The sequence below is a fragment of the Myxococcus sp. NMCA1 genome (assembly GCF_026810205.1).
GTDB lineage: Bacteria > Myxococcota > Myxococcia > Myxococcales > Myxococcaceae > Myxococcus > Myxococcus xanthus_A.
Genome location: NZ_CP113950.1, coordinates 7,606,988 through 7,629,365, shown reverse-complemented (window position 1 = coordinate 7,629,365; position 22,378 = coordinate 7,606,988). Strand labels below are relative to the sequence as shown.

The 22,378-nt window shown below is 68.1% G+C and carries 20 protein-coding genes; 12 read left to right on the top strand and 8 right to left on the bottom strand.

The annotated features are described in order from the left end of the window. Positions 1 to 54: 54 nt before the first annotated feature. Complete coding sequence (locus tag OZ403_RS31535) at positions 55 to 1,011, bottom strand: siderophore ABC transporter substrate-binding protein (protein ID WP_268782484.1); 957 nt, start codon at positions 1,009 to 1,011, stop codon at positions 55 to 57. Positions 1,012 to 1,313: 302 nt separating this feature from the next. On the opposite strand from OZ403_RS31535, the gene OZ403_RS31530 reads away from it, so the two are divergent. From OZ403_RS31530 to OZ403_RS31520, 3 genes are all read left to right on the top strand, one after another. Next, positions 1,314 to 1,520 (top strand): hypothetical protein, encoded by a 207-nt coding sequence (locus tag OZ403_RS31530; protein ID WP_268782483.1) that lies wholly within the window; start codon positions 1,314 to 1,316, stop codon positions 1,518 to 1,520. A gap of 453 nt (positions 1,521 to 1,973) precedes the next feature. Next, on the top strand, positions 1,974 to 4,001 hold the full coding sequence (locus OZ403_RS31525) for a kelch repeat-containing protein (RefSeq protein ID WP_268782482.1): 2,028 nt from the start codon (positions 1,974 to 1,976) through the stop codon (positions 3,999 to 4,001). A gap of 171 nt (positions 4,002 to 4,172) precedes the next feature. Continuing rightward, positions 4,173 to 5,288, top strand: a complete 1,116-nt coding sequence (locus OZ403_RS31520) for an esterase/lipase family protein (RefSeq protein WP_140794982.1) — start codon at positions 4,173 to 4,175, stop codon at positions 5,286 to 5,288. 12 nt (positions 5,289 to 5,300) lie between these two features. Here the strand turns inward: OZ403_RS31520 and OZ403_RS31515 are convergent, their stop codons facing one another. The 5 genes from OZ403_RS31515 to OZ403_RS31495 all read right to left on the bottom strand — a co-directional run bounded on the left by OZ403_RS31515 (position 5,301) and on the right by OZ403_RS31495 (position 9,870). Continuing rightward, entirely contained in the window at positions 5,301 to 6,203 is a 903-nt protein-coding gene (locus OZ403_RS31515) for a helix-hairpin-helix domain-containing protein (RefSeq protein ID WP_174259361.1), read from the bottom strand. A gap of 117 nt (positions 6,204 to 6,320) precedes the next feature. Next, positions 6,321 to 7,712, bottom strand: a complete 1,392-nt coding sequence (locus OZ403_RS31510) for a sensor histidine kinase (protein ID WP_268782481.1) — start codon at positions 7,710 to 7,712, stop codon at positions 6,321 to 6,323. Continuing rightward, entirely contained in the window at positions 7,709 to 8,398 is a 690-nt protein-coding gene (locus OZ403_RS31505; protein WP_237080697.1) for a response regulator transcription factor, read from the bottom strand. The genes OZ403_RS31510 and OZ403_RS31505 overlap by 4 nt, the downstream gene beginning before the upstream one ends. A 43-nt stretch (positions 8,399 to 8,441) precedes the next feature. Next, the gene (locus tag OZ403_RS31500) at positions 8,442 to 9,404 is read right to left on the bottom strand and encodes a hypothetical protein (protein ID WP_268782480.1); all 963 of its coding nucleotides are present in this window, start codon (positions 9,402 to 9,404) and stop codon (positions 8,442 to 8,444) included. A 70-nt stretch (positions 9,405 to 9,474) separates the two neighbouring features. Next, on the bottom strand, positions 9,475 to 9,870 hold the full coding sequence (locus tag OZ403_RS31495; protein WP_140794978.1) for a RidA family protein: 396 nt from the start codon (positions 9,868 to 9,870) through the stop codon (positions 9,475 to 9,477). A gap of 113 nt (positions 9,871 to 9,983) precedes the next feature. On the opposite strand from OZ403_RS31495, the gene OZ403_RS31490 reads away from it, so the two are divergent. From OZ403_RS31490 to OZ403_RS31480, 3 genes are all read left to right on the top strand, one after another. Continuing rightward, complete coding sequence (locus OZ403_RS31490) at positions 9,984 to 11,609, top strand: peptide chain release factor 3 (protein WP_140794977.1); 1,626 nt, start codon at positions 9,984 to 9,986, stop codon at positions 11,607 to 11,609. A gap of 138 nt (positions 11,610 to 11,747) precedes the next feature. Then, the gene (locus tag OZ403_RS31485) at positions 11,748 to 12,146 is read left to right on the top strand and encodes a hypothetical protein (RefSeq protein WP_237078485.1); all 399 of its coding nucleotides are present in this window, start codon (positions 11,748 to 11,750) and stop codon (positions 12,144 to 12,146) included. Beyond that, positions 12,143 to 13,477, top strand: coding sequence for a sensor histidine kinase (locus OZ403_RS31480; RefSeq protein ID WP_268782479.1), 1,335 nt, complete (start codon positions 12,143 to 12,145; stop codon positions 13,475 to 13,477). The genes OZ403_RS31485 and OZ403_RS31480 overlap by 4 nt, the downstream gene beginning before the upstream one ends. A gap of 10 nt (positions 13,478 to 13,487) precedes the next feature. Here the strand turns inward: OZ403_RS31480 and OZ403_RS31475 are convergent, their stop codons facing one another. Then, on the bottom strand, positions 13,488 to 14,030 hold the full coding sequence (locus OZ403_RS31475; RefSeq protein ID WP_174258940.1) for a hypothetical protein: 543 nt from the start codon (positions 14,028 to 14,030) through the stop codon (positions 13,488 to 13,490). Positions 14,031 to 14,100: 70 nt separating this feature from the next. Here OZ403_RS31475 and OZ403_RS31470 point away from each other — a divergent pair, with 70 nt between their 5' ends. From OZ403_RS31470 to OZ403_RS31450, 5 genes are all read left to right on the top strand, one after another. After that, on the top strand, positions 14,101 to 15,594 hold the full coding sequence (locus tag OZ403_RS31470) for a carboxypeptidase M32 (protein ID WP_268782478.1): 1,494 nt from the start codon (positions 14,101 to 14,103) through the stop codon (positions 15,592 to 15,594). Between the two features lie 125 nt (positions 15,595 to 15,719). Then, on the top strand, positions 15,720 to 16,292 hold the full coding sequence (locus OZ403_RS31465) for a hypothetical protein (RefSeq protein ID WP_140799793.1): 573 nt from the start codon (positions 15,720 to 15,722) through the stop codon (positions 16,290 to 16,292). Positions 16,293 to 16,746: 454 nt separating this feature from the next. Continuing rightward, positions 16,747 to 18,090: a hypothetical protein gene (locus OZ403_RS31460; protein ID WP_268782477.1), complete on the top strand. Its 1,344-nt coding sequence runs from the start codon at positions 16,747 to 16,749 to the stop codon at positions 18,088 to 18,090. Between the two features lie 164 nt (positions 18,091 to 18,254). After that, on the top strand, positions 18,255 to 20,507 hold the full coding sequence (locus tag OZ403_RS31455) for a tetratricopeptide repeat protein (protein ID WP_268782476.1): 2,253 nt from the start codon (positions 18,255 to 18,257) through the stop codon (positions 20,505 to 20,507). 160 nt (positions 20,508 to 20,667) lie between these two features. Further along, positions 20,668 to 21,282 carry a hypothetical protein gene (locus tag OZ403_RS31450; protein ID WP_268782475.1) on the top strand — a complete coding sequence of 205 codons (615 nt, stop codon included), beginning with the start codon at positions 20,668 to 20,670 and terminating at the stop codon, positions 21,280 to 21,282. 1 nt (position 21,283) lies between these two features. Here the strand turns inward: OZ403_RS31450 and OZ403_RS31445 are convergent, their stop codons facing one another. Then, on the bottom strand, positions 21,284 to 21,637 hold the full coding sequence (locus OZ403_RS31445) for a hypothetical protein (protein WP_225888113.1): 354 nt from the start codon (positions 21,635 to 21,637) through the stop codon (positions 21,284 to 21,286). A 99-nt stretch (positions 21,638 to 21,736) separates the two neighbouring features. Here OZ403_RS31445 and OZ403_RS31440 point away from each other — a divergent pair, with 99 nt between their 5' ends. Then, on the top strand, positions 21,737 to 22,378 hold the full coding sequence (locus OZ403_RS31440) for an O-methyltransferase (protein ID WP_140799789.1): 642 nt from the start codon (positions 21,737 to 21,739) through the stop codon (positions 22,376 to 22,378).

Below are 22,378 nucleotides of genomic sequence, written 5' to 3'. Positions count from 1 at the left end.
CGCTCCCCAGCGCGGTGACTCGCGTCGCCCTGGGGAGAGGCTGACCGCCAGGGCCTACTTCTTCAGGCCGCGGGCCATGTCCTGGACGATCTTGGTCACGTTCGCGATACCGCCACCGACGATGTACCAGCTCGGGGCGTCGACCACGATGACCTGGCCCTGCTTGAAGGCGCGGGTCTGGCTGAGCTCCGGGTGCTTGGCCAGCGTCTCCAGGGCCTTGTTCTCACCCCCGCCGGTCGCGGCGCCGCGGTCCAGCACCACCAGCCACTCCGGGTTGGCGGCCACGGTCTTCTTCAGCAGGGCGGCCGCGGCTTCCTGACGGGCCTTCGCTTCGGGCGACCCGGCCTGCGGGCGCGGGCCGTCGTTGCTGCCCTCCGCCTTCGGGACCACGGCGTTGAAGCCCGTCAGCTCGTGGAGATAACCGAAGCGGTCGCCGGGCGCGTGCACCATGACGTTGCCATTCAGGGTGAACAGCATCACGGCGGACTTGCCGCCCGTCAGCTTCTTCAGCGCCGCCCGCTCCTTCTCGAAGCTCTTCACCAGCGTGTCGGCTTCCTTCTGCTTGCCGAAGGACTTGCCCAGCGCCAGCGTCTGGCCCGTCACGTCCTCCACGAAGTGGTCGGCGCGAACGGACATGTTCACGGTGGGCGCAAGCGCGCTCAGGGCTTCGGCCTGCTTCCACGAGCGGCCACCCACCACGATGAGGTCCGGCTGCAGCTCCGCGAGGACCTTGGTGTCGGGCTCGAACAGGCTGCCGGCCTGGGTCACGCCATTGCCGTTGTAGGCGGACAGCGTGGCCGGGAAGGTGGACTTCGGCACGGCCACGGCACGGATGCCGAGCGCGTTCAGCGTGTCGAGCACGCCGAGGTCATAGACGGCGAGGCGGGACGGCGTGGCTGGCACGCTCAGCGTGCCAGTCTCATGCTTCAGCTCGAAAGCAGCGGCGGGAAGAGCGGTAGCCAGACCGGAGGCGAACAGTGCCGCGACGAGCGGGCGATGGAAACGGCGCATGGGAAGTTCTCCGAAACGTGACCGCGAAAACCGAGGGACGTTCCGGCGGATATGCCACGTCGCTCCGCGGGTCGACAGCGGCACCGTCCGAGTCAAGGAGCTCTGGATGGTTCATATTTTCATTTTGAGATTAGTTTGCATTGTCGATAAGTGCCGCGCGTTTGTCGCCGCTGCGCCCCTCCGAGCGTTCCTGTCCTTCACGTAGGGCGGACTTGCACGGCATGGGAGAACGTCCTGCCCTCCAGGCTCAGGTTCATCGTGAAGGCGAGGAACCGCCAGAGCGGCGCCAGGGTGCTCTGTTCATGCGCGCCTGGGACAAGCGCGTAGACAGTCAGCCCTACGAAACAAGCCGGGAGGATTCGAAGGAGGCGGCGGTGGAAGAAGCGCACCAGCAGAATGGCGAGCCCGCGAAGGGCCTCCAGTCCTGGGGCCTGGTGGAGCGGTGCGAGCGGGCGGGGAGATGCGGCGGCGAGCACGAGCGCCGCGAGCGCAGTCTCATCCCTTGGTGAATGCCCGTGCGGAGAAGGACGGCGGTTCGTGGCGCGACGGCGGGATGGGTGCTCATTGCCCCAGGCTGCGTCTCAATGCAAGTCGTCGTTCGCATGGCTGGCAATTCTTTAATTGCGCGAATTGCATGGCCTGGCGCGGCAGCCTTTGGCTTTCACCCCGCACGGGTGGGTGCCCAAGGCCCCATGTGTTGAATGTGTTCAGTTTTGGGTGGTGCGATGGTCCGCCCGTGCAGGGCTGGGGTAAAGGCGCCGGGCGCGGTCCCTCCGCGCATCCCCCCGTCACACAAAGGACCCCCACTCATGTTTGAACCTGTCGGGTTCGGCCGAAAGGCCGCGCTCTTGATGACGCTCGTGTTCGCAGGATGCTCACACGAGGATTTTGCAGACGCGCTGAATGAGCCATGGACTCAGGACGCCGAGCTCGCTTCCGTCAGTTGGGTAGGCACCCCCAGCATGTCCACTCAGCGGCTGGACCATACGGCCACGGTGCTGCCCAATGGCCGCGTGCTGGTCGCTGGTGGCCAGTCCTCCACGAGCGCCGAGCAATACGACGTGGCGACCGCGCGGTGGCTCAGCGCGGGGAGCATGAATGTCATCCGCCGGCGCCACACCGCGACGCTGCTGCCCACTGGCAAGGTGCTCGTGGTGGGCGGTGACGTCGCCGCCGCGACCACCGGCACCGCGGAGCTGTACGACGTGGCCACCGGGACCTGGTCTTCCACCGGCAGCCTGGACTCCCTTCGCTCGGGACACACCGCCACGTTGCTGCTCGACGGCAAAGTGATGGTGATGGGCGGCGAGGACGGCACGGGAACCGCGTTGAGGACGGCGCGCCTGTATGACACCGACACGGGGACCTGGAGCGCCACCCACAGCATGACCGTCCCGCGCATGGGACACGCGGCGACGCTGCTGCCCAATGGCAAGGTCCTGGTGTCGGGCGGGCGCTCCAGCTCGTGGGGCACCGTCCTCCGGACCGCGGAGCTCTATGACCCCGCCACGGGAACCTGGTCCTCCACCGCTGCCATGAGCTCGCCGCGCACGGGGCATGCTTCGACGGCGCTGCTGAATGGCAAGGTGCTGGTGTCCGGCGGACTGGTGGATGACATCACCGCGACGCGCAGCACGGAGCTGTACACCGTGGAGACAGGTGTCTGGGGTTCCGCGGGGAACCTGATGCCCGTCGAGCGCGCGCACCACACCGCGACGGTGCTGCACTCCGGCGAGGTGTTCATCACCGGTGGCTCGGACGGCAGCGAGCCCTACCTCCAGAGCGCTGCATTGTATGACCCTGTCAACGCGCTCTGGACCTCCACTGTTTCGATGGGCACCAGCCGGCTGGGCCATACCGCCGCGCTGCTGGGAACGGGGGATGTGCTGGTCGCGGGCGGCAGCCCGGACGGCGTCCTGCGCACGGCTTCCGCCGAGCGCTACGTCCCGCCCACGCTCCCCTGGCGCGCGGCGAACGTCATGCTGTCCGCGCGGTATCACCATTCATTGACGGTGTTGTCTTCGGGCGAGGTCCTCGCGGCGGGTGGCACCGCGAATGGCAGCACGGCTTTGACGGGCGCGGAGCGCTACTCCGAGGCCACGGGCCACTGGCTGCAAGCGGGCACGTTGCTCACCGCGCGCTATCTCCACACCGCGACGTTGCTGCCCAATGGCAAGGTGCTGGCCACGGGAGGCCAGGGCACGTCGTCCAGCTATCTGCCCTCGGCGGAGCTCTATGACGCGGCCACGGGCACGTGGACTTCCACGGGTGCGCTGGCTGCGCCGCGTGCGCGCCACACCGCGACGCTGCTGCCCAATGGCAAGGTGCTGGTGGCGGGAGGCCGGATGAGCTCCAGCTTCTCCGGCATGCTGGCCACCGCGGAGCTGTATGACGCGGCGACCGGGACGTGGACCGCCACCGGGGTGATGAGCCGCCGTCGGCAGTACCACACCGCGACGTCACTGCCGTCCGGCAAGGTGCTGGTGGTGGGAGGCAACACGCAGGACGGAGACACGTCCTCGGCGGAGCTCTATGACGTGTCCACGGGGCAGTGGACGCTCACCGGCTCCCTGTCCGGGACGCGTTATGGACACACGGCGGTGGCGCTGCCGTCGGGCAAGGTGCTGGTGGCCGGAGGCTGGGGCTCGCGGGGGGCGCTCGCCACGGCTGAGCTCTACGACCCGGCGACGGGCACCTGGACCTCGCTCACGTCCATGCAGCACTCCCGCTACGGGCCGATGTCCGCGCTGCTGCCCTCCGGCCGCGTGCTGGTGTTGGGCGGTGACGGAGGAGGCACCGTGGGCTTGTTGGCCTCGTCCGAGGTGTATGACCCGGCCAGTGGTCAATGGCACGGCGCCGGAACGCTGCCCACGGCGCTCACCAGCGCGAGCGTGGTGACGCTGGTGGGCTCTGGCCGCGTGCTGGTGTCGGGAGGTCTGGGCCCCAGCGGCTCGCTGTCCTCCGCCGGATTGTATTCGCCTGCGCCCTGAGTCCACGTCCCGCCCCGGGGGCTTGTGTCACCGGGGCGGGCTTTCGGATGCGGCCCGCAAGACAGCTCGAGGGCTGGGGTGTCGCCTGGGTGATGGCGGCTCGCTTTCGGGTGACTTGAGCCGCGTATCCACTGCTCCAATCCTCCCAGCGGTGCATTCGAGGGGGGACGCATGAATCGGATTCAAAGGGTGGTCATGACGGGGTTGTTCGCCGGAGTGCTGGGAGGGGCTCCTGCGTCCTGGGCCGGCGCGGCGAAGACGCAATACCCCGTGGTGTTCGCGCACGGCATGGGCGGGTTCGATGACCTGCTCGGCTACGACTACTGGGGGAACGACTTCGGCACCTTCGTGGGCGAGGCCTGTGAATCGCGCTTCGACACGAACTGCAACAGCGACCTCGACCCGGGACAGCGCGCCTTCGTTGCACAGGTGGCGGCGTTCCAGTCCTCGGAGGTTCGCGGGTTGGACCTGGCGGACGACATCGAGGGCTTCATGGCGACGACGGGGGCCTCGAAGGTGAGCATCATTGGCCACTCTCAAGGGGGCATCGACGCGCGGAAGGCGGCGCGCGTGCTGCGGGAGCGAAGGGGCGCCACGTCGGTGGCGGTGCTGGCCAGTGTGTCTTCGCCGCACCGGGGCTCGCCGGTGGCGAAGTACATCCTCGACCAGAAACCGGGCGTCACCAGCGTCATCGCGGCGCTGGCGCGCTACTACGGCGACTCCGTCTACGCGCCGGGCAATGATGCCTACGCCGCGGCGAAGCAGCTCGTCTTCAATGACTATTCATCCTCGGACGGTGTCGTCACGGGCATGAAGGCCTTCAACGAGAAGTATCCGGTGAGCAGCAACTACGCGGAGCGCTACGTGTCACTCATCACCGCGCAGTTCGGGGGGAATGTGAATCCGGCGCTGTACCTGTTGAAGGAGTTCCTCTTCGACATCGACGGCAACGGCTACTGCGCGGGGGATGGGGACAACGACGGCGCGGCCGGCTGCGGCGACGGCGTGCGCAACGAGGCGGATGACGATGGCATGGTGGGCATCAACTCTCAGCAGATGGGGCGTCGGCTGCGCTACCACGACGCCTTCTTCGGCTTCGACTCGGTGACGGACGACGCGTCCATTCCCGCGCTCAATGATTTGAACGCGCCATCGCGTCCGCAGAGCACGTCCATGTCCAGCGTGGTGCCTCAGGACCATGTGGATGTGGTGGGGGTCGGGCCGGACGCCTTCGATGAGCCGGAGTTCTACGCCGCCCTCATCCATTACATCTCACTGCATGATTGACGTGCTGGCGCGTCAGGCCCCGGGCTGCGGGGCTTCGACCTCCTCGGACTCCACGCCGTAGTACGCGAGGCACTCCACCTCGCGTCCGCGCACCACACGCCGGCCGTCGAGCGGACCGCCATGCGCGGTGACGATGGTGCATTGGCCCTCGTCGCCTTCCTGGTCGAAGTAGAGCACCACCCAGTCATGGGTGGCATTCTGCTGGTGGGCCAGCGCGGTGTTGGAGAAGAGCGCGCGGAAGTTCCATCCCTCCAGCTTCTTGCTGAGCACAGGCAGCCATGCTTCGCCAGAGGGGTTGAACCGGCGCGGCGCAATCCGGCGCAGCTCGCCTGCGTCCGCGCGCCGCCGGTACTCCTCGTCCACCTGGAGCAGCACGCCCACGTCCGGCCGGGGGCCTTCATCCCGTCCTTCGCTCCGGCGCGCGGCGCCGCGCCGCTCCCTGCCCAGCCGTGCGCCCAGCAGCTCGCGCACCTGTTCGCTGCGCCGGGGGCCGAAGCCCTCCACGCGCTCCAGCCGTCCGTCGTGTGCGGCCTGCTCCAGCTCCTCCAGCGTCCGCACGCTCAGCTCGTCATGGATGCGGCGCGCCAGCCCCGCGCCGATGCCCGGCACGCTGGCCAGGAGTTGCTCCGGAGAGTGGTCTGTCTCCAGCCGCTGGAGCAGGGAAAGCTGTCCTGTGCGAATCAGCTCCGCCATCGCCGCGGCGATGCTCTTCCCCACGCCCGGGAGCTTGCGCAGCCCTGCTTCACCTTCCTCGGCCAGCAGCTCCGCCACGGGCTGAGGCCACTGCGCGATGGTGTCCGCGGCCTTCCGGTAGGCGCCGACCCGGAAGGGCATCGCGTCCTGCTCCTCCAGCAGGTCCGCGACGCGCTCCAGCGCATCCGCGACGTCGATGTTGTCCTTCCAGGAAACGCCCATGGCTGCCTTCAAGGTGGGGCGCGTCGAAGACGATGGCCACCCCTGTCGCTGAGGTCGCGCCGTGGCACCGGGCTCGGCGGGCGGCCGACTTGCAGCCCGCTCTCACGACCGAGGCGCTCAGCCCGGCTCGCTCGCGGAGGCGCGAGGTCCTTCAATGACGACCTTCAGGCCGCGCGGCGGGTTGGGCGCGAAGGCGAGTGAGAAGCCGACGCGGTGGCACAGCTCGCGGACGATGGACAGGCCAAGCCCGCTGCCCCGGGTCGCTCGCCGCCGCGTGGCCTGCGTGCGGAACCCGCGTTCGCCCAGGCGCTCGAGCTCCTCCGCAGAGAGTCCTGGGCCGTCGTCGAGCACGGTGAGCCGGAAGCGTCCGGGTTCCGCATCCTCCAGGACAGCCACGACGTGGCCCCCCGCCTCACCATGCGTGACGGCGTTGTGGAGCAGGTTGCCCAGGGCCTGCTCCAGCATCGTGGGATTGCAGCGCACCCAGAGCGCCTCGTCGGGTCGAGAGCACTCCACGGTCAGCCCAAGCAGCCGCGCGAGCTGCTGGAGCCTGCGCACCACGCGCTCCACTGTCTGCCCCAGCTCCACGCGCGGGTCGCCCGCCGTCGGGTCGATGCCCTCTCCGAGCTGGCAGGCGAGGTGGAGGTTGTCCACCAGGGAGGTGAGGTAGACGGTGTCCTCGATGCCCTGGCGGAGGAGCGCCGCGGTCGGCTCGGTGGGCGTCGTCGAGGCCAGCTCCAGCGACAATTGGAGCGAGGCGAGGGGTGTCTTCAAATCGTGCGCGACGTCCGCCAGGTGTCGCTCCAACGCGTGTTTCTGGGCCTCGATGCGGGTGGCGTCCTCCTGGACACGGGCATGGGTGGTGTCGAGCACCCGTGACAGCTCGCCCAGCTCATCGTCCTGGCCATCCGCCGCGGAGTGATACCGGGTCGCCCCGAGCATCCCCGCCGCCCGGTGCAGACGGCGGAGGCGCTGGAGGAGGGGGTGGACGACGGCGAAGGTGGACAGCGTCGCCGCGAGCATCGTGAAGAGGACGGCGGACACGAGGACCCACGAGCCCACCGTGGCGCGCTCGCGCATGCGCGGCCAGCGGAACTCCAGGAGGCTGCAGGGACCGGACTCCGCGAGCTTCAGCAGCGAGGCCCCCGCCCACGCGGAGTCCGGACGGAAGAGTGGGAGGTAGAAGATGGAGGGCTCACGCTCGCCTTGCGCGAGCCGTGCGAGAAGCCTGGGGTCCGGACGTGCGCCGGGCGAGCCCGCCCCCACCTGGGCAAGGTCATACGCCTCCACCTCCACACCGTCCGGGCTCCGGAAGTGCCATCCCGGCGTCGTCCGGCACTCCGAAGCCTGGGGCGCAAGCACGAGCGCGGCGGACATCCGTACGCCATGCGTCAGCGCGGCATCCACGCCCAGGACAATCGCGAGGACGGACGCGCCCAGCGTGCCCAGCAGGCCCAGGAGCGCCGAGGCCACGAGGATGCGCTGGGCCAGGCGATTGCGCAGCCTCACCGGGGCTCCTCGTCGGGGACGAACCGGTAGCCAATTCCCCAGGACGTCTGGATGCGCGCGCCCGCCGGCCCCAGCTTCTTGCGGATGCGCGCGATGTGAGAGTCCACGGTCCGGTCATCGCGCTCCTCGCTGGGCGGCAGCGCGTGCTGGGCAATCTGGGCGCGTGTCAGGGCCCGTCCCGGGCGCTCCGCGAGATAGGCGAGCACGTCGAACTCGTGGCGCGTGAAGGGCAGGGCGCCGGTGCCTTCGCGGCTCGCCTCGCGGGCGTCGAGGTCCAGGCTCACGTCGTCCCAGTGCAGCACGCGTCGCGGGCGCTCCTCCTGGAGAAGGAGGCGCGCGCGGATGCGGGCGACCAGCTCCTCCATCCAGAAGGGCTTGGGGAGGTAGTCCACCGCCCCCAGGCCGAAGGAGCGCAGCCGGGCCTCCAGTTCCTGTCTCGCGGTGAGGACGATGACGGGGACACGGAGCCGGAAGCGCCAGGCTTCCAGCAACTCGAAGCCGTCCTGTCCGGGCAGGTTGAGGTCCAACACCACCAGGTCGGGGTGATCGCGCTCGGCCATCTCGAGCGCGAGCACGCCATCCGTGGCGAGCACCACCTGGAATCCGGCGAGCTTCAATCCACGAACGATGCCCGCGGCGATGGGGGCGTCGTCCTCAACGACCAGGATGCGCGCCGATGGGTTCATGGACACGGTCCCCAGGTGGGTCTCGTCGTGTCAGCGCTGTCGCTCAGTACACCCAGGTGTAGCCGCAGCCGACAGTGGCGCTCACGCCGTCTTCTGCGAAGGTGCTGACTTCCGCGCCGAGGCACATGACGAGGCCCGCGAGGTCGAGCCTGCCACTCGTGGCGAAGGCCGTCCATTCCTTCTCGGTGACGGGCATCTTGAAGATGACCTGGGTGCTACCGCAAAACTTGCCGGCGCCGGCGCCGAGGCTGACCGTGAGCACGGGGCCGGCGAGCTTGGAGGGCATGTCGGCCCACACGCCAAACTGGAAGGTCATCGACACACCCTTGGTGATGCCCGCGACGCCCCCGATGCCGAAGAAGCCCCGGAGTTGCGTCTGCCCCGGGTGGTCGAAGGCGACGCCGACGCTGCCCTCGAGGCCCGCGCCGAAGGTCCCGCCGCCGCCGCTGCCGATGGAGAGGGTTCCGAGCCCCTTGCTCCGGGCCTCGTTACCGGTGCGCTGGACCGACTCGTCCTGAGACAGCGAGCTGACCGTCTTGTTCGTGTCCTCGTCCTTCTTCTTCTGGGAGGACTGGCCCACGAGGAAGTCCACCTCCTTGCGGCGGGTGGGATTCGTCAGCAGCGCGTAGCCCGTCTCGGCCATGCTCTCGAGGAGGGCCAGGTGCTTGCGGTAGACGTCCTCGGCCAGCGCCTCGGCGACGTCGCTCAGCGCGTCCGTGAGGAAGCGGGTGGACAGCTCCACCACCTCGTTCCACGCGGCTTCCCCAGCAGCCAGGGACTCCGCATACGCCTGCTCCGCCAGCTTCGCGGTGTCGCGAGTGAGTGTGTCCACTTCCCGGGCGAGCTGCTCGGCCTCGCGGCTCACCTGGTTGGAGACCGTGCCGGCAGTCCCTGTGACGGTATCGGCCGCCTTGTTGGCGGTGTCCACCACCGTGTTACCCGCCTTCTTCGCCGTCTTCTTGACCTTCTTCACCGCCTTCTTGAACGACTTGCTGAGGCTCGACACGTGGGTACCCCCTGCTGAGTTGAGGGGCCCACGATGCGGGAGAAGTGTTGAGGGACTGTGGAGCGCGCCTTCAGCGGTCGTCCGCGACGACGGCGTCCGCTTCAATCTCCACCAGGATTTCGGGGGAGATGAGGCGGCTGACCTCCACCATCGACGTGGCGGGGCGGATGTGGGCGAAGAACTCGCCATGCGCCCGGCCGACCGCTTCCCACTGCTGGATGTCCACGACGTACATGCGCGTGCGCACCACGTCCTCCAACCGGGCGCCCAGGGCCTCCAGGGCGGATTGGATGTTCTGGAGCGTCTGCCGGGCCTGCAGGTAGGCGTCCCCCACGCCCACGATGTTTCCCTGGGCATCGGTGGCCGTCGTCCCGGACACGGAGACGAAGGGGCCCACACGCACGGCACGCGAGTAGCCCACTTGGGGCTCCCACGGGGTTCCAGTGGAATGCTGGGTGCGCTTCATTCGGTCTCCGAAGGTAGGTGTGGGTCGGCAGCCTTGCATGGGCCCCCGGCCGGCCGGCAAGCGCCGCTTGCAAGCTGCAAGGAAACACCGCCCGTGATAGTTGGCCCCGGGTCATGACGAACGAGCTCCAAAGGGAGGTCGCCCGGCGGCGCACCTTCGCGATCATCTCCCACCCCGACGCGGGCAAGACGACCCTCACCGAGAAGCTGCTGCTCTACGGCGGCGCCATCCATCTGGCCGGAAGTGTGAAGGCCAAGCGGGCGCGGCGGCATGCCACGTCCGACTGGATGGAGCTGGAGAAGGAGCGCGGCATCTCCGTCACCTCGTCCGTCCTCCAGTTCAGCTACCGCGACCACTCGGTGAACCTGCTAGACACGCCGGGCCACCAGGACTTCTCCGAGGACACCTACCGCACCCTGGCCGCGGCGGACGCGGCGGTGATGCTCATCGACGCCGCCAAGGGCGTGGAGCCGCAGACCAAGAAGCTCTTCAAGGTCTGCCGCCTGCGGGGCATCCCCATCTTCACCTTCGTCAACAAGCTGGACCGCTACGGCCGCGAGCCGTTGGAGTTGATGAACGAGCTGGAGCAGGTGCTCGGCATCCGCTCCTATCCGATGAACTGGCCCATCGGCATGGGCCCGGACTTCCGCGGCGTCTATGACCGGCAGGCCCGCGTCGTCCACGTCTTCTCCACCGAGGGTTCCCACGGCGAGTCCGAGGTGAGCGAGCGCTCGGTCTCCATCGACTCGGATGAAATCAAGACGGTCCTCACCGAGACGGAGCTGGCGAAGCTGCACGAGGAGATCGAGCTGCTGGACATTGGCGGCGACGAGTTCACCCGCGAGAAGAGCGATGCGGGGCAGCTCACGCCCATGTTCTTCGGCAGCGCGATGACCAACTTCGGCGTGCGCCCGTTCCTGGATGCCTTCCTGGACCTGGCCCCAGCGCCCACGTCGCGCCTGACGACGCAGGGGCCGCGCGAGCCCACCCACCCGAAGTTCGCCGGCTTCGTCTTCAAGATCCAGGCGAACATGGACCCCGCGCACCGCGACCGCATCGCCTTCATGCGCGTGGTGAGCGGCCGGTACGTGAAGGGCATGAGCGCCTTCCACTCGCGCCTGGGCAAGGACGTCCGTCTGGCCAAGCCGAGCCAGTTCATGGCCGCCGAGCGCACCTCCATCGAGGACGCGTGGCCTGGGGACGTCATCGGCCTGTTCGACCCGGGGCTGTACCGCATCGGCGACACGCTGGCGGAGGGCACCGGCGTGGAGTTCGAGGGCGTGCCGCGCTTCAGTCCGGAGTTCTTCGCCGTCGTCCGCAGCCGGGATCCGCTCCGCCGCAAGCAGATGGAGAAGGGCCTGGAGCAGCTCTCTGAGGAGGGCACGGTGCAAATCTTCCAGCAGCTGCAGATGGGCATGAAGGACCCCATCGTCGGCGTGGTGGGCGCGCTCCAGTTCGAGGTCCTCCAGTACCGCCTGGAGCACGAGTACGGCGCGAAGATCGCGCTCGACCGGCTGCCCTTCAGCCATGCGCGCTGGGTGGTGGGCGCCAACTTCGACCCGAAGGCGTTCGACTGGGAAGGCAACCGTCAGACGGTGCAGGACCGGGACGGATTGCCCCTGGTGCTCTTCCGGGATGACTGGGCGCTCCAGCACGCCGAGGACAAGCACCCGGAGCTGAAGTTCGTCTCGGAGGCCCCGCAGTTGCGGCAGGCCACCACCGTGGCCTCGGGCAGCTGAGGCCCGCCGGCCGGGTTGTACCAGCCCCTGGGCGAGTGGACTTTCGCCAGGGGCTTCATTAAGCGACGGGGGCTTTTTCGCGACGCACCGCAGCCGGCCCACTGCATGTCAGAGCGGCACCTTCCACCTCACGAGGTCGTGCGTGCCTGGCGTCAACGCCAGCTGCCGCACCCATCTCCTCCCGCGCTGTTGGACTTGTTCGAGCGTGGCTTCCAGGCGCTGTGGCGCCGTGGCCGTTCGGCCCTGGGGGAGGTCACCCTGGTGGTCATCCTGGAGCGGGTGCTCCAGCGGGTGGTCCAGGCCCATCCTCACTTGTCGGCGCTCGCCGTCACATCGGAGGGGCTTCGCTTCGAGGGGCTGCATCCGGTCGTGGCTGAATTGGACCCGGAGCGGCTGGAGGAGTCGCTGGTGGTCCTGGTCGAGGAGTGGCTGCGCGTCCTCGGGGCGCTGACGGGCGAGGTCCTCTCCGCCGCGCTCCGTGAGGAGCTGCTGGCCGTGGAACGCCCGGCGGTGGAAGGGACGAGGCACCCCCGGTGAAGGCGCCGCGCAGCCCAGCGGGGGATGACTCCGCCCACCCGGACGTCCCAGCCTCCCGCCGGTGGCCCCGTCGCGCCTGGCGAAAGCAGGGGCAGGCCCGCCGCCATCTGGCGCGGCTCCATGAGGTCGGCCAGCTGCTCTGCGCTTCCGATGGCGTCGCGGCCAGCTTTCCCTCGCTGGTGGACCGCCTTTCCCGATGGCTGCCGGTCCGCGTCGCGCTCCTGATGGAGGGGGTGGATGCGTCCGGAGTGCCCGTTCCGGAGCGGCCCTGTCTGGTGGCGTGGCATTCGTCCGTGGGCATGGAGTCCCCTCCGTCCCAGGCCGTGGCGCATGCCGCCGCCGCGTACGCGTACCTCGTGGGCCTGGAGCGCGTAACCCCGCCAGGGCGTGACACCATCGAGGGCGTGTTCAAGACGGGACCGGCCCGGGTTCCCGGGACGGTCACCCTGCCGCTGGTGGCGAAGGAAGGCGTCCTGGGCGTGCTCCACGTGGAGTCGGTGGGGCTGGGGGAGGACGGGCTGTCGCTGCTGGACGCGGTGGCGAACCTTCTGGCCGTGGCCCTGGCGAAGGAGCATGTCCTGCGCCGCGAAGTTCGCCTGCGTGAGCGCGCGGAGGCGCTGTTCTTTCAGGCCCAGGAGGCCGTGCGCTGGCGCGACGAGCTGCTCACCGTCGTCTCCCATGACATCAAGACGCCGCTGCTCGCGGTGCGGATGAACGCGGAGATGATTCTGAATGCGGGCACGGCGCCGGAGAAGGAGCACCGCCGGCGCCGCTACCTGGAGAACATCGTCCTCGCCGAGCAGCAGATGAGCAGCCTCATCGGCAACCTGCTGGACCGGGCGCGCCTGCGCGGTATGCCCATTCCCCTGACGCTCCAGCCCCTTCCAGTGGACGCCTTGCTGGCGCAGGCGCTGGAGGTGCTCCGGCCGCTCGCGCTGGAGAAGGGGCAGGTCCTGACGGTGGCGCTGGCGCCAGAGCTGCCGCCGGTGCTCGCTGACCGCGAGCGCATCCTCCAGGTGCTGGCCAACCTGGTGAGCAACGCCATCAAGTTCACGCCCCCCGGCGGCGCCATTGAGGTGCAGGCCCGCCTGGTGGAGGGGTCGAAGGTGGGCGTCTTCGTGAAGGACTCCGGACCCGGCATCCCCGCCGAGGACGCGCCGCACCTCTTCGAGCGCTTCTGGCGGGCCAGCCATTCACCGGGACGCGGCACGGGGCTGGGGCTGAGCATCGCCTGGAGTCTGGTGGCCGCGCACGGCGGGACGCTCAACGTGGAGAGCCACGAAGGGCAGGGGAGCACCTTCTCCTTCACCCTGCCCGTGGCCCTGCCCTGAGGCGCCGCGGCTACTTGTAGGGAGACACCGTGCCGCCGCGGAAGGCGGAGTCGCGCAGCACGAGCCCTTCCTTGCAGAGCCGCGCCGTCTTGGGGCCCACGAAGAAGCCCTTGGGATCGCCCTTGCGGTACGTCTTCTTGATGTACTCCTCGACCTCGAGGAACAGGCTCCGGAACTTGTCGGGCGCCGCGTTCTTCCGGCCCGTCTGCGCGGTGATGTCCAGCTCCGCCCACATCTTGCCGCTGAGCAGCTCGCCCTCTTCGTTGGGGCGGCAGCGCTCCATGAAGATGACGGGCGAGCGCACCTCGTCGATGCGCCAGTAGCCCTTGTCCGGGCCCCGCTTCACCTTGTCGACGATGGCCGCGCCCAGCTCGGAGGCCACCATGTAGAGGTCCTCTGGGGGCAGCCGCTCCAGGTTCTCCGTGTTCGCGCGGAAGGTCTCCCAATCCTGTGGGACGCGCCGGGGGTACACCTCCAGGACGAAGCGCTCCAGGAAGCGGAAGAAGGCGAGTTCGTCGTCGGGGGACATGAAGAACTGAATGACGTTGGCCATCGCGCAGCCCTCATACTCCCGAGTGCGTCTTTCGCGATAGTGCGCCGCGAAGCGGGCTATGAATCCGGGCATGGATACCTGGCTGCTGACCCGGATGCAGGAGCTTCGCGACCTTCAGGGCCTCATCGGCCTGGCCACGTGGGACATGGAGACGTACCTGCCCGCCAAGGCCGGCCCCGCCCGCTCCCATCAGCTCTCCACCCTGCAGGGGCTGCACCACGAGCGCCTGGTGGACCCCCGGCTTGGGGACGCCCTGGCCCAGGCTGCCGCTCAGGCGGACCTGTCCGACGACGCCCGGGCCATGGTGACGGTGCTGACGCGGGAGCGGGAGCGGGAGGTGCGCGTCCCCGCGCCCCTGGTACGGGCGCTCGCGGGAGCCATCAGCGACGCCATCCATGCCTGGCGGGAAGCCCGGCAGGCAAGGCGCTTCACCGTCTTCCAGCCCGCGCTCCATCGCCTGCTGTCGCTGCGCCGGGAGCAGGCGGACGCGTATGGCCATGACGGGGAGCGTTATGTCGCGCTGCTGGAAGGTCATGAGCCGGGCATGCGCGTGGCGCGCCTGACGCCGGTCCTGTCGGCGCTGCGCGAGCACCTCATCCCCATGGTGGGCAAGCTCACTGCGGTGAGCCGGCCGGTGGCGCCCTTCCTGATGGGCCGTCACTACGACAAGGACGCGCAGTGGGCCTTCACCCTGCGGTTGTTGAAGGACATCGGGTTCGACCTGGACGCGGGCCGGCAGGACCTGAGCATCCACCCCTTCACCGGGGGCACGCACCCATTGGACGTGCGGCTCACCACGCACGTGGATACGGCCACGCCGTTCCCGTCCATCTTCAGCACCATCCACGAAGCCGGCCACGGCCTGTATGAGCAGGGCTTCGCTCCCGAGCTCTACCGCACACCACTGGCCGCCGCGCCTTCCATGGGACTGCACGAGTCGCAGTCACGCCTGTGGGAGAACATGGTGGGACGCGGCCTGCCGTTCTGGCGGCACTACTTCCCTGTGCTGCGCGCCGCCTTCCCGGAGGCGCTGTCCGGCACCGACGTGGAGACCTTCCACGCCGCGGTGAATGCGGTGGGGCCGTCGCTCATCCGCATCGAGTCGGACGAGGTGACGTACAACCTGCACATCGCGCTGCGCTACGAGTTGGAGCTGCTGCTGGTGCGCGACGAGCTGCCGGTGGAGGACCTGCCCGCCGCGTGGAACGCACGCATGGAGAAGTACCTGGGCGTCACTCCGCCGGATGACACGCAAGGCGTGCTCCAGGACATCCACTGGGCCTGGGGCGAGCTGGGCTACTTTCCCACGTATTCGCTGGGCAACCTGTACGCGGCGTCGCTCTACCGCGCCGCGAAGTGCGACCTGCCGGAGTTGGAGGAGCACCTGGGCCGGGGTGAGTTGCTGCCCCTGCGTGACTGGCTGCGCACGCATGTGCACCAGCATGGCTTCCGCCACTCCGCGGAGGAGCGCGTGAAGCAGGTGACGGGGCAGGGGCTCACCGACACGGACTTCCTGGCGTACCTGAAGGAGAAGTACGGCGCGCTCTACGGTGTCTCGCTTTGAGAGGTTGAGAGAGCGTGCGTCAGTCAGGAGGTGGCATTCATGCCGCCTCGTACCTGGGCTGTCCGTTCTGTGATAGCTGAGGAGCAACACTGTAAAGGGGGATGCAAATCAAACCTGGAAAAACAATGCTGCTGGGCTGGGGCGCGGGTGCCATCGGCGTGGGCGTCTACTTCTTCTTGACCCCGTACCTGTCGCCACCCGCGGAGCCAGGGAACATCTCGAGTCCGACGCTGGCGAAGCTGCTCAATGAGAGCATCGACGCGGCCATCGCGAGGATGAATCCCACGCATTCCCCGGGGCTGATTCCGGAAGCGGCGGCCAATTCGCGGGCGTTCCTGAAGGAAGTCTCCGAGGTGGTGGCCCGGTGCAGCAAGGGGCGCTTCGAGCCCAACCAGAAGTACAACAAGCTGGAGTACCACCTGCTCCGTGCCGACGGTGTCCGCTACGAGCCCATCTACACGGGCATCCGGTGCCATGAGGAGACGCTCATCTACCGGGCTGTCTTCAAGGATGGGCGCGTCGCCGAGGCCTTCACGGACGGGCGTGAGCGTCAGTATCCGGTCGGCCAGGTTCGCGGCGCGGTGGGCGAGTTCGGGAAGAAGGTGACCTGGTCGGACAGGGATTACCACCCGGCGCGCTATTACGTTCCGCCGCCTGCGCAGCCGACTCAGAAGGACATCGCGAAGCAGTGGGAATAGGCCGGTATGGGCACACCAGACGTGCCCGCTCTTGCCGGAGCGGGCCGTGGCGTCGCCGTTTCAGTGTCCGCCGCCGTTCGAAGCGACTGTAGCGGCGGGAGGAGCGATGGATCAGGGGCTCCTGCCGCAGACAGGCATGTGCCAGGGGTTGTGACGCGAATCGCATTCATAGACGTGCATGGGCAATGTCCGAAGTGGCCTTGCATCAAGGAATGCATGAGGTCGTCGTAACCCATCGCTAATGCGTGACACGCTTTCTTGCGTCCCAGTGCATCGGCGGTCGCCGCGAATTCAGTGGGTGTGTCAGGCTTTGCAGGGTCTGCCGTCATTGCGTGGCCGTGGGCTCGGGAGTTCCGAGTCCACGTTTGCAACGCATGGCACGGGAACCGCACTTGTCGTAGTGGACCCGCGCGGAGGGGGAACATTCATGAGAATTCCGAGTCGAGTTGGGCTGATGTGGGCGGCCTGTGCGCTGGTGGCGGCGTGCAACAGCGAGGGGCTGTCCGAGAACGCAGGTGAAACCGAATCCGTCCGAATGGAAATCTCCCTGGCGGGGGATGTCTGCGGCGTCGTGTCCGCCGATGCCGTTGTTTCCGGCCTGGGCATGTCGGTCATCGGGCCTGTTCCGCTTCAAGTGGACGGCACGGCCATCCGGGGGCAGGTGTCAGAAGTGCCCGCGGGCACGAGCCGGACCGTGCGGGTGATTGCGTACAACGCGTCCATGTTGGAGGTCTACGCGGGTAGTTCCCAGGTCGATGTCGTGGCAGGGGAGGTGGTTTCGGCGAGCCTCGTGCTGCATCGCAACCCCATCAACTGCCCGGGTACGACCAACGGTGGCATCGACATCACGGGCGAACTGGAGACCGGTGAGCCCACTCCGGATGGTGGCAGTGATGGCGGCGTGGACCCGGATGCTGGCGTGGTGCTGGGCGGGGCCGCGTTTGCCTTCGCCTACCAGGATGCAACGCTGACGCATGATGGCGTCATCCACTTCCTGGACGGCAATGCGGATCAGATCCGGCGGTTCGATCTGTCGTCCCGGCGCTTCCTGCCCGCCTACATCGGTACGGGGGATGTGACCGCGATGGCGGTCGCTCCGGATGGTCAGGCCACGTACCTGTCCTACACAGGGGGACGCATTGACGCCTTCGCTCCGACGGAGGGCGGCGCGGGGCGCTTCTTCGCAGCGGCGCCTGAGTCGGTGTCGAACATGGTGGTGGCTGACCGCTTCCTGTTCACCATCGATGGTTCCGGGGCCTGGGATACGCACGCGCTCTATCAGCGGTCCACGGGGGCGCGGGTCGCAGCGGTGGACTGGCGGGATACGGCGGTGAACCTGCTGTTCTCGGAGGCGAACAACACCATCTACTTCGCCGATAGCGGCGTCTCGCCACAGGACCTGAACCGGGTGCAGGTGGACATGGAGGCGGGCACGCTGGGCGCTGAAATCGACTCGCCCTACCATGGTGCCTACAACCTGAGGGCGCCGCTGCGGCTGTGGCCGGATGGCTCCGCGGTCGTGACGGGGAGTGGCCTCCTCTTCAACACGGCGGACCTGACGTACCGCACCAGCATCGGCCTGTCGTTCGTGGACATCGCCTTCCACGGTGAGCGGCTCTACCTCATCGACACGGTGGGAGACAGGACGCAGCTTCGGGTGCTCAACCACCAGTTCGACATCCTCTCGGCGGCGTACTACCCGGGCAAGGCCCAGCGGGTCTTCGTCCACAACGATCAACTGGTGTTGCTCACGGCGACGGGGAGCAGCGGCTTCCAGGCGCGTCTGCTGGACCTGTAGTCCCGGCGTCATCTTGACCGCTGGAACGTGATACCGGGGCGCGGGAGCAGAATCAGTCCTCTCGCGCCCCATGTGCATGGCGCTGGGCGCGCATCGAGCCCGGGAGGGGCATCGGTGGCGCTGTTGCCCGTCGTGCTAGAACGCGAAACATCATCGGGGGTTGCATGCACGCGCTCGTACTGGCCCTGTTCTTCGCCTTCCAGGCTCCCGGCACGGAGCAGAAGGCGCCCGAACTCTTCCCATTTAGTGAGGAACTCGAGACTGTCTATGACTCGGCGTTCGAGGTCGCGCAGAGCGCGTCTCCCGCCGATGCAGGGCCAGCCATCGAGCGGCTCCTGAAAGAGGCCGCAGACAATCCTCGCGTCTCCCGGCTCGCGGGAAGGTACTACTTCAACCTCGGGCAGCTCGACGATGCCGAGAGGTACTTGAAGCTCGCCCTGGAACAGGGAATCGACGGACCGCGCCGGGGAGATGTCCTGAGCGCCATGGGGGCCATCAAGCTTCGGAAGGAACGGCCTGTCGAGGCGCAGGAACTCCTGAACGCCGCCCTCGAAATCTGGCCCGATGATGTCGTGGCGCACCACCAGTTGTGGCTGCTCTACATGAAGCGCCAGCAGGTTTCCGTCGCGCTGAGACACGCGCGACGGTTGGTGGAACTCGCGCCGGACGCGCCCATGTCGCACATGGCGCTGAGTGCGGCATTGGCGGAAACGGGAGCGCTGGAAGAGGCGCTGGAGGCGGTCGAGCGTGCGAAGGAGCTGGGAGCGGAGCCCAGCCCGTTCATGTCCGCCATCGAGGAAGAGGTGTCGCGGCAGCGCTGGATGCATCGCATCTGGCAGATCCCGTTGGGGATGGCGCTGTTCCTGGGCGGCGCGCTGCTGTTCTCGTGGGGCGCGGGGCTCGCGCTCTCGAAGCTGCAACTGGGCCAGCTCCAGTCGGACAATCTCCACTTGCTGCGCGCGGAGCAGACGCACCAGGAGCGCCGGGTGGACCGGCTCTATGCCGCCGTCCTGTGGTTCGCGTCGCTCCTGTTCTACGTGTCCGTGCCGATGATGCTGGTGCTGACGGTGGCCATCGCTGGCGGCGTGTTGCTGCTGGTGTTCATGATGCCCGTCGTCCCCGTGAAGCTGCTCATCGTCATCGGGGTGATTGGCCTGGGCGGCTTGTTCGCCATCCTTCGCGGCGTGTTCACCAGCCCCGAGCAGGGCGAGGAGGGCCGGGAGCTCGCCGTCTCGGAGGCTCCCGCCTTGTTCAAGGCCCTGGAGGAGGTGGCGGACGTCGCGAAGTCTCGCAAGGTGGACCGCGTCCTGGTCGACGCGGGCACGGGGATTGGCGTGCGGGAGGCGGGCGGCCGGTTCCGTGTGCTGATGGGACGTGGCGAGCGCATCCTGCATCTGGGGCTTGGTGCGATGCGCGGCCTCACGGTGACGGAGCTGAAGTCCATTCTCGCGCACGAGTACGGGCACTTCTCGCACGGCGAGACGCGCCTGACGCCCATCATCTCGCGCATCCAGACGCAGGTCATCCAGGTCATCCAGAGCATCTTTTCCATGGGAGGAGGCAACCTCAATCCGGTGGGCTGGTTCCTGCGCGCCTACTTCTTTGTCTACCTGCGCATCACCGCCGGCCATGGGCGCCGCCGGGAGTTGCTCGCGGACCGTGTCTCCGCGCTCGCGTACGGCGGCGACGCCTTCGGCGCGGCGCTGTCGAAAGTGGTGGAGAACAGCGACGCCTATGACCGGGGCATCGTCGTCGCGCTCCGGCTTCGCGAGGCCGGCCGGCCCACGCGGGACCTGTTCCGCACCGTGGACTCGGTCGCGCTGAACACGCCCCCGGTGCTCCAGTCGCTCATCCGGGAGGAGCTGTTTTCCCGGCCCGTGGATGCCTATGACTCGCATCCACCTCCGACGGAGCGCGTCGCACGGGTCGCGGGCATTCCGGGGCAGCGTCCCGAGGAGCGCGAGCCGGCGCTGAGCCTGTTCGCGGACCCCGCGGCGCTCGCCGCCGAACTGGGAGGCAAGGTCCTGGAGGAGCTCGACAGCACACTCAAAGCGCGAGGGTACGAGGCGCCGACGCCCCTGGCCGCGACGGACGAGGAGCAGGACCGGCTCGCGAGCGCCATCGTCCTGCAGAGCTCCGCGTTCGATTTGAAGGAGCGCAACCACACGGATGCGTATTCACTGCTCCAGGAGTCCCTGGTGCGGTTGGAGCAGGCGGCGGGAGCGCAGGACCCATATCTGGTGCCGCAGCTCGTGGAGTTGGCCCGCCTCCACGTCCAACATGACGCTCCCAAAGCGGCGCGGCGCGTGCTCCAGCGCGCCATCGACATCGTCCAGGCTCAGCCGGGCCACGAGCAGCAACAGGTCGACGCGCTCAACGAGATGCTGTCTGAGATTCCCGTCCAGCGGGCGGCGTGAGCGCCCCGCGACTGCGCGCGGGCGACGGTATTGAGAAGTCGAGCAGCCAGAGGGCGGACGTCCATGGGGCTCCCCCACGAATGTTTGCCTATTGGCTGCGCCGGTCACTATACTCGCGACAGCACTCGGGTCGGCGCGTGCGCCCGTGAGGATGGTATTGATGTCTGCGCGCCTGATGATGTCTGTTCTGCTGTTCAGCCTGTTGCTGCCTGGCATTGCGAGGTCAGAGACACCGTCGTCGCCGAGGTGGGGCGTCTTGCTCTCCGGCGGCGGAGGACTCTTCGCAGGTAGAAACAGCGCCAATCGAGGCGGGCTCCTGAGCGCCCACCTGCTCCTGGTGACTCCCCTCGATTTGGAAGTCGGCCTCGCGTTGCAGTGGGGCCGGACCTTCAACACGTCCCCTGCCGCGGATCTGGACGCCAAGCCTCCTGGGAACATGGAAATCCGACAGCATCCTTGGGGCGCCTTCCGGGGCATTGCCGCGGAGGCGCGCTACCGCTTCCTGCGGGACCGGCGTGTGTCACCCTGGGTGGCGCTTCGCGTGGGGCGAAGCACCTCCACCAATATCGATACAGATGCCTTTGTTCCGCGCCTGTACACCGGTTCGCATCTCGCACTGGCCGCGGGGGCCGGCATGGACGTCCGCATCCATGGGCCGCTGGGCGTCACCCTGAGTGGCTACTATCAGCGCTGCGACATCAACAAGGAGCCTGCGGACAACATCTGTACAGGCGCGGGCCCCACGCTGGTGTTCAGTCCGCACCTGCGCTTCTGACTCAGGCGAACAGCAGGGGCCTGCACGCGCGGGCCAATTGCAGCGCGTCCCGCGCGAGCGTGTACGAATCGCGGTCCTCCGCGTCCAGCCACGCGGTCCGGGCCACCAGGTTGGCCAGGTCGAAGCACAGGCTCGCGGTGCGGCGGGCCAGCCGGCTCTCCTTCTGGAGCGCTCGTGCATTCAGTTCGCACAGTTCGGCACACTGGCGAAGCAGGCGTACCACCTCGCCGGACAGCGGCTCCCCTCGGGCGACCCGGCGGGCCATGCCCTCTTCGCAGGAAACCTGACACTGGAGGCTCGCGGCGATGCACCGGGACACATCCGCGTGCGCACCACCAATTCTGGCTGCCAGCATCGAGACCTCCTCCATCCAGAGCGACGACAAAGTTATGCACGAGGCGTCTGACGGCAACCTGAAGTGGGGGGCCCCGCGGTACGTGCTAATCGATGGGACATGCCCAAGCTCACCCTCGTTCCTCCCGAAATCGAGGCGTACGCGGACGCTCACACCACGGCACCCGCGCCCCTCTTCGATGAACTCCGTGATGTCACGTATGCGCGGATGTCCTCCCCCAACATGCAGGTCGGGTCCGTGGAAGGCACCTTCCTGCGCATGCTAGTCGCCCTGACGGGTGCGCGGCGGGTGTTGGAAATCGGGACCTTCACCGGGTACTCGGCCTTGATGATGGCGGAAGCGCTGCCGGATGACGGGTCGCTCATCACCTGCGACATCAACCCCGAGGCCACCGACGTGGCGCGCGCCTTCTTCCTGCGCAGTCCGCATGGACGGAAAATCGACCTGCGCATGGGTCCGGCGCTGGACACCCTGAAGACGCTCCAGGGGCCATTCGACCTGGCGTTCATCGACGCGGACAAGCCGAGCTACGCCGCCTACTGGGACGCGGTGTTGCCGCTGCTGCGGCCGGGCGGGCTCATCATCGCGGACAACGTGCTGTGGTCGGGCCGGGTGCTCCAGCCGGAGGGCCCCAGTGACCATGCGATTGTCGACTTCAACGCGAAGGTGGCGGCGGACCCTCGCGTGGAGCACGTGCTGCTCACCGTGCGTGACGGGATGATGCTCGCGCGCAAGCGCTGA

What these genes read in the sequence shown, in the direction of transcription:
- OZ403_RS31535 (WP_268782484.1), bottom strand. Translation starts at nt 1,011, where the DNA reads ATGCGCCGTTTCCATCGCCCGCTCGTCGCGGCACTGTTCGCCTCCGGT.
- OZ403_RS31475 (WP_174258940.1), bottom strand. Translation starts at nt 14,030, where the DNA reads ATGGCCAACGTCATTCAGTTCTTCATGTCCCCCGACGACGAACTCGCC.
- OZ403_RS31445 (WP_225888113.1), bottom strand. Translation starts at nt 21,637, where the DNA reads ATGCTGGCAGCCAGAATTGGTGGTGCGCACGCGGATGTGTCCCGGTGC.
- OZ403_RS31525 (WP_268782482.1), top strand. Translation starts at nt 1,974, where the DNA reads ATGTCCACTCAGCGGCTGGACCATACGGCCACGGTGCTGCCCAATGGC.
- OZ403_RS31440 (WP_140799789.1), top strand. Translation starts at nt 21,737, where the DNA reads ATGCCCAAGCTCACCCTCGTTCCTCCCGAAATCGAGGCGTACGCGGAC.
- OZ403_RS31515 (WP_174259361.1), bottom strand. Translation starts at nt 6,203, where the DNA reads ATGGGCGTTTCCTGGAAGGACAACATCGACGTCGCGGATGCGCTGGAG.
- OZ403_RS31470 (WP_268782478.1), top strand. Translation starts at nt 14,101, where the DNA reads ATGGATACCTGGCTGCTGACCCGGATGCAGGAGCTTCGCGACCTTCAG.
- OZ403_RS31450 (WP_268782475.1), top strand. Translation starts at nt 20,668, where the DNA reads ATGTCTGCGCGCCTGATGATGTCTGTTCTGCTGTTCAGCCTGTTGCTG.
- OZ403_RS31460 (WP_268782477.1), top strand. Translation starts at nt 16,747, where the DNA reads ATGTGGGCGGCCTGTGCGCTGGTGGCGGCGTGCAACAGCGAGGGGCTG.
- OZ403_RS31530 (WP_268782483.1), top strand. Translation starts at nt 1,314, where the DNA reads ATGCGCGCCTGGGACAAGCGCGTAGACAGTCAGCCCTACGAAACAAGC.
- OZ403_RS31505 (WP_237080697.1), bottom strand. Translation starts at nt 8,398, where the DNA reads ATGAACCCATCGGCGCGCATCCTGGTCGTTGAGGACGACGCCCCCATC.
- OZ403_RS31520 (WP_140794982.1), top strand. Translation starts at nt 4,173, where the DNA reads ATGAATCGGATTCAAAGGGTGGTCATGACGGGGTTGTTCGCCGGAGTG.
- OZ403_RS31455 (WP_268782476.1), top strand. Translation starts at nt 18,255, where the DNA reads ATGCACGCGCTCGTACTGGCCCTGTTCTTCGCCTTCCAGGCTCCCGGC.
- OZ403_RS31490 (WP_140794977.1), top strand. Translation starts at nt 9,984, where the DNA reads ATGACGAACGAGCTCCAAAGGGAGGTCGCCCGGCGGCGCACCTTCGCG.
- OZ403_RS31465 (WP_140799793.1), top strand. Translation starts at nt 15,720, where the DNA reads ATGCTGCTGGGCTGGGGCGCGGGTGCCATCGGCGTGGGCGTCTACTTC.
- OZ403_RS31495 (WP_140794978.1), bottom strand. Translation starts at nt 9,870, where the DNA reads ATGAAGCGCACCCAGCATTCCACTGGAACCCCGTGGGAGCCCCAAGTG.